Raw genomic sequence first — 8,668 nt, 5'->3', positions numbered from 1 at the left:
CCGGCTCGGGATCACCGAGAGAGGTCGCCTCCTGCGGAGCTCTCATCAACCCGGTTCCTCCATCCGGAACCCGATCTTCAGCGTGACCTGCCAGTGGGCGATCTCGCCGTCCTCGATGTGTCCGCGCGTCTCGATCACCTGAAACCAGTCGATGTTGCGCACCGTCTTCGTGGCGCGGGCGATCGCCTTGCGGATGGCGTCGTCGGTGCCGACGGTCGAGGAGCCGGTGAGTTCGATGGTCTTGTACACGTGATCGTTCATGCTGTCCTCCTGCAGGGTGATGGACAGGCCGCCGATCGGCCGCCCGGTTTCCCGAAGTCTAGTGCGCGAGAATCGACAGCGCCCCAAGACCCTGCCACGATTCGACCTGTCTTTTCATCAAGGAACACCCGGAGGCAATCCCATGTACGGATTCAACGTGACCCTGAAGACCACCGTCCCCGAGGCGATCGCGCGCGTCACCGAGGCGCTGTCCGCTGAGGGCTTCGGCGTGCTGACCGAGATAGACGTCGCCGGCACCCTGAAGAAGAAGCTCGATGTCGAACGCCGCCCGTACCACATCCTCGGGGCCTGCAACCCGCAGCTCGCCAACCAGGCCCTGCAGGCCGATCCGGACATCGGCCTGCTGCTCCCCTGTAACGTGGTCGTGCGGGAAGAGGAGGACGGCACGGTCAACGTCGGCTTCATGGATCCGGTGGCCGTGATGGGCCTGGTGGACAAGGAAGGCGTCGAGACACTGGCCAACGACGTCCGCTCGCGGCTGGAACGCGTCCGCGATCAGCTGCTGGCCGTCTGAGGCGGTCCCGCGGCCGGATTCCGGCCGGTTGGGGTCCCGGGCCCGTTTCTCTTATCATCCTTGGGCCGAGAAAAAACAAGATCAACGGAGGACAGGCAGATGGCGGATCTATTCAGCGAAGAGTGGATGCAGAGCTTCAAGGAACAGTGGAACGCGGAGCCCGAACTCTCGGACGCACTGGCAAAGATCAACTTCAACAGCGTGATCGGCTACGGCTTTCCGGGCGAGGACCAACCGCGCGGGGTCATCACCATCGAGAACGGCAAGGCCACCAGCGCCGGCGCCTACGCCGGCGAGACCCTGAACTGGGACCTGCGCGCCAGCACGGACCAGTGGAACAAGTGGATGGCCAAGCCCCCGGGCATGATGGGACTGGGTACCGCCTTCACCACCGGCAAGATCAAGTTCGCCGTCGGTGACTACAAGGGCATGCTGAAGGACCCGCGCATGGCCGGACCCTTCATCAAGAGCTTTTCGGTGATGGGCCGCGCCTGAGCCCGCGTCCCGCCCGACATTCGCGCAGGAGGGTACCGCCGGCGGCCACATCGCCTGCACCCTCCTGCCAACCCGTCTCGAAAGGAAATCCTCGATGGCCTACAGCTCCTTCCACCCGCCCGTGCGCACACTGATGGGCCCGGGCCCCTCCGACATCAATCCGCGCGTCCTCGCCGCGATGAGCCGACCCATCATCGGACATCTGGATCCCGCCTTCGTCGGCATGATGGAAGAGATGAAGAAGCTTCTCCAGTACGCGTTCCAGACCCGAAACGCGCTCACGCTTCCGGTCTCGGCCCCCGGATCCGCGGGCATGGAGACCTGCTTCGCGAACCTGGTGGAGCCGGGCGACAAGGTCGTTGTGTGCATCAATGGCGTATTCGGCGGACGTATGAAGGAGAACGTGGAACGCTTCGGCGGGATCCCGGTGGTCGTCGAGGACGCCTGGGGACAGCCGGTCAGCACGGACAAGGTCGAGGCGGCGCTGCAGGCCAACCCCGATGCCAGCCTGCTCGCCTTCGTGCATGCGGAGACCTCCACCGGCGCCTGCTCCGACGTGCAGGCCCTCTGCGAGCTGGCGCGCCGGCACGACTGCGTCAGCATCGTGGACGCGGTCACGTCTCTCGGCGGCATCCCGCTCTACGTCGATGAATGGGGCGTGGACGCGATCTATTCGGGTAGCCAGAAGTGCCTCTCCTGTACCCCCGGACTCGCGCCGATCAGCGTCGGCGAGCGGGCAATCGAACGCATCCGCAGGCGCCGGACCCAGGTCCCCAGCTGGTTCCTCGACCTCAACCTGGTCATGGGTTACTGGATGGAAAGCGAGGGCCGGCGCGCCTACCACCACACGGCGCCGATCAACGCGCTGTACGCGCTGCACGAGGCCCTGGTCATCCTGCACGAGGAGGGCCTGGAGGCGAGCTGGGCGCGTCACCGGCGGCATCACGAGGCACTGCGGGCGGGCATCGAGGCGATGGGTCTGAGGTTTCTGGTCGACGCCGCACACCGCCTGCCGCAACTGAATGCGGTGCTGGTGCCGGAGGGCGTGGACGAGGCCGCGGTCCGCGCGGCCCTGCTCCAGCGCTACAGCCTGGAGATCGGCGCGGGCCTCGGCCCGTACGCCGGGCGCATCTGGCGCATCGGCCTGATGGGGCACGCGGCGAATGAACAGAACGTGCTGCTGTGCCTGGGAGCCCTGGAGGCGGTGCTGGCGGAGATGGACGCCGTGACGCCCGGGCTGGCGCTCCCGGCCGCGCGCGCCGAGTACGCCGGCCGGGTCCGGTCCCAGGCGGCCTGAGGTTCGGCACGCCCGCAGCACCCGACTGTAGGGTGGGCCAAGCGCAGCGGGCCCACCGTGTTGGACCCTGACCATTTTGGTGGGCCCGCTGCGCTTGGCCCACCCTACGGCGGTCAGGCCGGTTCTGGTGGGCCCGCTGCGCTTGGCCCACCCTACGGTGGTCGGGGGGTCTGGGGCTATTCGTCGCGCGGGGGTTGGGCGGGCTTGGGGGCGGGCCGATGGGGCGCGTATTCGAGCCAGACCTCCCGGCTCAGTTTCAGCGCGAGGAGCAGCCACGGCACCGCGTGCAGCACCAGGTCGAAGATGTCCAGCGGCCGGGTGAGTTCACCCTGGAACAGCCAGCGGATCTTCTCGGCAATGTGGGGTTCCGGCACCCAGGGCGCGAGCCCCAGGGTCGCGACCAACAGGGCGAACAGCCACACGGGCGTGCGATCGATCCAGGCGATGAGCTTGTTCATGAGTAAAGTCTAACTTACTTGAATAGTTGATGAGCAAATCCGGCGGATCGAACCAGCGAACTGGGGCATGCCACCCCGGCGAGGGACCCGCACCTGGCGCGAGGCCCGACGAGACCCGAACGGGCGCCATCGCGGCTGGAAGCCGCCGGCAAGCCGAGCGCACGGTGCCGGGGCCGGACGCCATGCGCGGTTCCGGGAGCGGCGGAAGCGGCTTGCGGGCCATGGATTGCCCGGTGTGTCTGGCATCGTCGGGCCGGCTGTTTGCGAGCGTCGGCGGGCGCGATTACCTGCGCTGCGAGGCCTGCGAGGCGACCTTCCTCTGCCGGGAGCGGCTTCCCGGTCGGGAGCGCGAGTCAATGGAATACCGCCAGCACCGCAACCAGTCCGATGACCCGGCATACCGTGCCTTCCTGCGGCCGCTCGCCGAATCGCTGCTGGCGCGTCTGGCGCCCGGCCGCGAGGGGATGGACTTCGGTTGCGGCCCGGACCCCGCGCTCGCGGCGATGCTGCGCGAGGCCGGACATCGGGTCGCGCTCTACGATCCCCTCTTCCACCCCGATCCCGAGGCGGGGCAGCGACGCTACGACTTCATCACCTGCTCCGAGGTCGTCGAGCACTTCCACCATCCGGCCCGGGAGTTCGCGCGCCTCGACGCAATGCTGAGGTCCGGTGGCTGGCTCGCGATCCAGACCACGTTCCAGACGGACGACACCGCCTTCGCCCGCTGGAACTACCGCCGCGATCCCACCCACGTGGTGTTCTATCGGCCACGCACCTTCGAGCGGATCGCCCTTCGGCACGACTGGCAGCTCGTGTTTCCGTCCCGGAACATCGCGCTGATGCAGAAACGGGCCTGAACCCGATAGGCATCATATAACCGCAAGACGGGCCTTGAGCCTCACGCTGACGGCCGCGCGGCGACCAGCCAGGCCTCGTTGCGCAGGCCCTCGGCCGGATTCCCGAACAGGCCCTCCTCGCGGTAGGCGAGCAGGCGCAGATCCGGAAACAGGTCCAACAGTTCGTTCGGGGCCAGCCGGAAATCCGGGTTGCCCGGGCCGCGGTCGTCAACCGCCTCGCGGGTCCAGGTCTGGTAGAACAGCAGCCCGCCCGGCCGCAATGCCGCTGCGAGTGCCGGCGCGAGCGAGCGCTCGAGGAAATAGGACACGGCGATCACGTCGAAGGCATCGGGAGCCGGTGGCTGCGTTTCCACGTCGCGAACCTCGGCCCGGATCGGCAGGCCGTGTTCCTCGGCATGCTCGCGGAGCCTTTCGATCGCGACCGGAGAAAGATCCCAGGCCCGGGTGACCAGTCCCCGTCCGGCGAGGAGGCTGGCGTTTCCGCCCAGCCCGCAGGCCAGATCGAGCGCAGCACCGTTCGGTGGCAGCAGATGGGCGAACTGCTGCAGCACCGCGCAGGGGGTCGCGGCAGCGGCGTCGGCCTCCGCGTAGCGCTGGTTCCACTTCTGTTCGAGATTCGAGGTCATTTCAGGCGCGGCCCCCGCCCAGCCCTCACTCCACCGGCGCCAGTCGCGCGACCAGCGCATCCCAGGCGATCACCACGTCGGGCAGCACACCCACCGCCGTTTCGCCTTGCAATTCCTGCACGTCGGGCTTGCCGTAGGCACCTTCGACCAACCGGTAGATCGTGACCATCCGGTCGGTGGGGTGCACCAGCCAATACTCCTTCACCCCGGCGCGCTCGTAGACCTGGCGCTTGCGCACGTGGTCATGCGAGGCGGTGGACCGCGACAGGACCTCCACGACCAGGTCGGGCGCGCCGCGAACGCCACGGCGGTCGAGGCGCGACGGATCGCAGACCACCAGCACGTCGGGCTGCACGACGGTATCGATCTGATCGTCGGCTTCGTCCAGGCGGGGCAGGCGGACGTCGACGGGAGCGACGAACGGCTTGCAGGGTCCCTCGCCGAGTGCCAGCCGCAACTGAAAGAAGATCTCGCCAGCCACCTCCTGATGCTCGAGATCAGGCGCCGGCGCCATCATGAAGGCCTCGCCGTCGATCAACTCGTAGCGGACGTCCTCCGGCCACCCGAGATAGTCACCATAGGTGTGGTGAATGGTGTCGCGCCGCGCCAGTCCCATGGGATGCCTATTGTTGAGTTGCCGTCTACTGCGAGTCTATCCCGACGGGACTGGCGCGCAAACCTGTAACGGGGCATCTGCCCCGGAGCACCTGCAACGGAGCGGGCGACTGTTATGGAGTGCGGCGGCTTGCCGCCGCTTTGCCCTCGCGGAAGCTCGCTTCCGCGGCAGGGGGCAAGCCCCCTGCGTCCAAAGCGGGAGCAAGCTCCCGCACTCCATGGGCGGTCAGAACTGCTGCTCTTCGGTGGAGCCGGTCAGCGCGGTGACGGAGGAGCCGCCGCCCTGGATCACGGTGGTCACCTCGTCGAAGTAGCCGGCGCCGACCTCCTGCTGGTGCGACACGAAGGTGTAGCCGCGCTCCCGGGCCGCGAACTCGGGCTGCTGCACCTTCTCCACATAGTGCCGCATCCCCTCCCCGCGCGCGTAGCCGTGCGCCAGATCGAACATGTTGAACCACATGCTGTGGATACCGGCCAGGGTGATGAACTGGTACTTGTAGCCCAGCTCGGAGAGTTCCTCCTGGAAATGCGCGATCTGCGCGTCGTCGAGGTTCTTCTTCCAGTTGAAGGACGGCGAGCAGTTGTAGGCCAGCAGCTTGTTCGGGTTCTGGCCGAGCACCGCCTCGGCGAACTCGCGCGCGAAGCCGATGTCCGGGGTACCGGTCTCGCACCAGACCAGGTCCGCGTAGGGTGCATAGGCGAGACCGCGGCTGATCGCCTGCTCGAGCCCGTTCTTCACCCGGAAGAAGCCCTCGGCGGTGCGCTCCCCGGTCAGGAACGGCTGGTCGTTCTCGTCCACGTCGCCGGTCAGCAGGTTCGCGGCCTCGGCATCGGTGCGGGCGAGCAGCAGCGTCGGCACGCCCGACACGTCCGCGGCCAGGCGCGCGGCGATCAGCTTCTGCACCGCCTCCTGGGTCGGCACCAGCACCTTGCCACCCATGTGGCCGCACTTCTTCACCGCCGCGAGCTGATCCTCGAAGTGCACGCCGGCCGCGCCGGCCCCGATCATGTTCTTCATCAGCTCGAAGGCATTCAGCACGCCGCCGAAGCCGGCCTCCGCATCGGCGACGATCGGGAGGAAGTGGTCCACGTAACCCTCGTCACCGGGGCCGATCCCGCGCGACCACTGGATCTCGTCACCGCGCTGGAAGGTGTTGTTGATCCGGCGGACCATCGTCGGCACCGAGTCGTAGGCGTACAGCGACTGGTCGGGGTACATGGTCTCGGAGGTGTTGCCGTCCGCCGCCACCTGCCAGCCGGACAGGTAGATCGCCTCCATGCCGGCGCGGGCCTGCTGCAGCGCCTGCCCACCGGTCAGGGTGCCGAGCGCGTTCACGTAGCCCTTGCGGGCGCCGCCGTGGAGCAGCTTCCAGAGCTTCTCCGCGCCCATCCGCGCGTAGGTGTGCTCCGGGCGCACGGTACCACGCAAACGCACCACGTCCGCGGCCGAATACCCGCGGCGAACGTCCCGCCAGCGCGGGTCTTCCGACCATTCCTGCTCCAGGGCCCGAACCTGCTCCTGCCGGCTTGGAATCTCGCTCATCTGATGTCCTCCGAATCTGGGCCGCGACGGCTCTCTGTTATGTTTTGCATAAGCGCGCCGAGGTACGGCAGCAATGGCGCGGCATCTTGTGCATTGCAGCAAAATAGACTACACCAGACCATCCGTAAAGAAAAAAATGGATCCGATGGCAACAGCCCGAGAACACCTGGTCACCTGCCCCGAGGAGGATCGGGCAGATCCGAGGACCCTGGCCCAGCGCCAGCGACACGCCGCGCAGCTGGCCCGGGCGATCCTGACCGGCTTCGAGCGGCACTACTCCTTCTTCGCCGAGATCACCAGCGACGCGCGCCAGCGCTTCGAGCGGGCCGACTGGGACGCGGTGCGCGAGGCCTCGGCGCAGCGGATCAGCTTCTACGACGCCCGCGTCGGCGAGACCATCCGGAAGCTGCACACCAACTTCGAGATCAAGTGCCTGGACGAGCCCCTGTGGCGGGAGATCAAGCGCGTCTACACCGAGATGCTGCGCCACCACAGCCGCCCGGAGCTGGCCGAGACCTTCTTCAACTCGGTCTTCTGCCAGCTGTTCGAGCGCAAGTACTATCACAACGACAACATCTTCGTGACGTCCACCGTGGATCGCGACGAGCTGGCCGCCCACTACCGCGTGTACATGTCCTTCCACCCCCGGGCGGCGGGCCTGGAACACTGCATCTGGGAGATCCTCTCCGCGTTCTACTTCAGCATCCCCTACGAGGACATCGACCGGGACGCCCGGCGTATCGCCGATGCCTTCCGCGAGCGCGCGCCGAGGGCCGCCGCCGCGATGGAGGAGCTGCGCATCGACATGCTCGAATCGCCGTTCTTCCGGAACAAGGCCGCCTATCTGATCGGGCGCGTGACCTGGGGCGACCAGGTCGAACCCTTCGTGATCCCGCTGATGAACAACGAGCAGGGTGCGATCTACGCCGACACCCTGCTGACCACCGCCGACCAGATGGAGGCCGTCTTCAGCTTCGCGCGCGCCTACTTCATGGCGAAGGCCCCCGTGCCGGCGGCCACGGTGGACTTCCTGCGCAGCCTGATGCCGGACAAGCCGCTGGCCGAGCTCTACATGAGCATCGGCTTTCAGAAACAGGCGAAGAACGAGTTCTACCGCGACTTCCTCGATCACCTCGCGCAGACGGACGACCTGTTCAAGATTGCGGAGGGCACGCCGGGCATGGTGATGCTGGTCTTCACCCTGCCCTCCTACGGCTACGTCTTCAAGGTGATTCGGGACCGCTTCCCGCCGCCGAAGGACGTGACCCACGAGCTCGTGAAGCAGCGCTACCAGCAGGTGAAGCTGCACGACCGCGTCGGGCGGATGGCAGACACCCTCGAGTTCTCGGACGTGGCCTTTCCGATCGACCGCTTCCCGCCGGAGATGATCGCCGAGCTGAAGGCGGAGGTGCCATCCCTGCTGGAGTTCGACAATGACGTGCTGGTGATCAAGCACCTGTACATCGAGCGGCGGATGCTGCCACTGAACCTCTTCCTCGAGGAGGCCGACGACGAGGAACGGCAGATGGCGCTGGGCGACTGGGGGCTCGCGATCAAGCAGCTGATGGCGGTGAACATCTTCCCCGGCGACCTGCTGTTCAAGAACTTCGGGGTGAATTGCCTGGGCAAGGTGGTCTTCTACGACTACGACGAGATCGCCTACCTGACGGACTGCAACTTCCGCCCCATCCCGCCGCCGATGACGCCGGAAGACGAGCTCAGCGCGGAGCCGTGGTTCTCCGTCGGGCCGAACGACATCTTCCCGGAGGAGTTCCCGACCTTCCTCTGCCAGGATCCGCGGGTGCGGCAGACCCTGAACGAGACCCATCCGGAGCTCTTCGACTACCGCTACTGGCGGGCCCGGCAGAAGGACATCCGCAACGGCGTGCACGGGGACGTGTTTCCGTATTCGAGCCGGATCTCGTTCCCGCGGCCGCAATAAGTGCAGATCTCCGGCCGTAAAAGCAGCCCCGCCGGACTG

The 8,668-nt window shown here is 66.9% G+C and carries 10 protein-coding genes; 5 read left to right on the top strand and 5 right to left on the bottom strand.

Annotation, left to right across the window (positions count from 1 at the left end):
• Positions 1-45 precede the first annotated feature (45 nt).
• Positions 46-261, bottom strand: a complete 216-nt coding sequence (locus tag ACESMN_RS12645) for a dodecin (RefSeq protein WP_373053964.1) — start codon at positions 259-261, stop codon at positions 46-48.
• Positions 262-403: 142 nt separating this feature from the next.
• On the opposite strand from ACESMN_RS12645, the gene ACESMN_RS12640 reads away from it, so the two are divergent.
• The 3 genes from ACESMN_RS12640 (at position 404) to ACESMN_RS12630 (ending at position 2,588) form a co-directional block, all read left to right on the top strand.
• Positions 404-796 carry a DUF302 domain-containing protein gene (locus ACESMN_RS12640; RefSeq protein WP_373053963.1) on the top strand — a complete coding sequence of 131 codons (393 nt, stop codon included), beginning with the start codon at positions 404-406 and terminating at the stop codon, positions 794-796.
• Between the two features lie 99 nt (positions 797-895).
• The gene (locus tag ACESMN_RS12635; RefSeq protein ID WP_373053962.1) at positions 896-1,291 is read left to right on the top strand and encodes an SCP-2 sterol transfer family protein; all 396 of its coding nucleotides are present in this window, start codon (positions 896-898) and stop codon (positions 1,289-1,291) included.
• Between the two features lie 94 nt (positions 1,292-1,385).
• Positions 1,386-2,588, top strand: a complete 1,203-nt coding sequence (locus tag ACESMN_RS12630) for a pyridoxal-phosphate-dependent aminotransferase family protein (RefSeq protein ID WP_373053961.1) — start codon at positions 1,386-1,388, stop codon at positions 2,586-2,588.
• Between the two features lie 176 nt (positions 2,589-2,764).
• On the opposite strand, the gene ACESMN_RS12625 is transcribed toward ACESMN_RS12630, so the two are convergent.
• The gene (locus ACESMN_RS12625) at positions 2,765-3,046 is read right to left on the bottom strand and encodes an RND transporter (protein ID WP_373053960.1); all 282 of its coding nucleotides are present in this window, start codon (positions 3,044-3,046) and stop codon (positions 2,765-2,767) included.
• A gap of 233 nt (positions 3,047-3,279) precedes the next feature.
• Here ACESMN_RS12625 and ACESMN_RS12620 point away from each other — a divergent pair, with 233 nt between their 5' ends.
• Complete coding sequence (locus ACESMN_RS12620; RefSeq protein ID WP_373053959.1) at positions 3,280-3,903, top strand: class I SAM-dependent methyltransferase; 624 nt, start codon at positions 3,280-3,282, stop codon at positions 3,901-3,903.
• A 41-nt stretch (positions 3,904-3,944) separates the two neighbouring features.
• Here the strand turns inward: ACESMN_RS12620 and ACESMN_RS12615 are convergent, their stop codons facing one another.
• From ACESMN_RS12615 to aceA, 3 genes are all read right to left on the bottom strand, one after another.
• On the bottom strand, positions 3,945-4,529 hold the full coding sequence (locus ACESMN_RS12615) for a class I SAM-dependent methyltransferase (RefSeq protein WP_373053958.1): 585 nt from the start codon (positions 4,527-4,529) through the stop codon (positions 3,945-3,947).
• A gap of 25 nt (positions 4,530-4,554) precedes the next feature.
• Positions 4,555-5,145 carry a Uma2 family endonuclease gene (locus ACESMN_RS12610; RefSeq protein ID WP_373053957.1) on the bottom strand — a complete coding sequence of 197 codons (591 nt, stop codon included), beginning with the start codon at positions 5,143-5,145 and terminating at the stop codon, positions 4,555-4,557.
• A gap of 225 nt (positions 5,146-5,370) precedes the next feature.
• The gene (gene aceA / locus ACESMN_RS12605) at positions 5,371-6,687 is read right to left on the bottom strand and encodes an isocitrate lyase (protein ID WP_373053956.1); all 1,317 of its coding nucleotides are present in this window, start codon (positions 6,685-6,687) and stop codon (positions 5,371-5,373) included.
• 145 nt (positions 6,688-6,832) lie between these two features.
• Here aceA and aceK point away from each other — a divergent pair, with 145 nt between their 5' ends.
• Positions 6,833-8,629, top strand: coding sequence for a bifunctional isocitrate dehydrogenase kinase/phosphatase (gene aceK / locus ACESMN_RS12600; protein ID WP_373053955.1), 1,797 nt, complete (start codon positions 6,833-6,835; stop codon positions 8,627-8,629).
• The last annotated feature ends 39 nt before the right edge of the window (positions 8,630-8,668 follow it).

Source organism: Thioalkalivibrio sp., assembly GCF_041690275.1.
GTDB lineage: Bacteria > Pseudomonadota > Gammaproteobacteria > Ectothiorhodospirales > Ectothiorhodospiraceae > Thioalkalivibrio.
Note: the sequence above shows the minus strand (reverse complement) of the source record. Positions and strands in the feature narration are given on the sequence as shown.